1 protein-coding gene is annotated in these 410 nt (G+C 67.7%); it reads left to right on the forward strand.

Annotated elements, in window-relative coordinates:
* The coding region (locus tag AC1DMY_RS21025; RefSeq protein WP_477166780.1) for an LPS-assembly protein LptD at positions 1-410 on the forward strand (410 nt) is incomplete at both ends.

Here is a 410-nt window from a genome sequence, read left to right on the forward strand (position 1 = left end):
CAAGAGCGGCACGCTGGCCGTGGGCCCCGAGGCCAAGCTGCGCGTGGAGGCCAACGAGGGCTACATGCTCTCGCCCGACTACTATTTCCACCAGACCGGCGGCGCGGGCAGCGCGGAGCGCATCGACTTCATCGAYCCSGACCGSAGCACGMTGAAGAAGGCGTCGTACACGACCTGYTCGCCCGACAACGCCGACTGGTACTTCAGCGCGAACCGCATCGACATCGACAGCGACCGCCAGGTGGGTACCGCCTACGGCGGCGTGCTGCGCTTCTTCAACGTGCCGATCGCCGGCGCGCCGGCGTTCTCGTTCCCGCTGAACGACGAGCGCCGCAGCGGGGTGCTGGCGCCGCTGATGGGGTACAGCTCCAAGTCGGGGCTCGACCTGACAGTGCCGTACTACTTCAACC

The organism is Dyella sp. 01L423 (assembly GCF_056399945.1).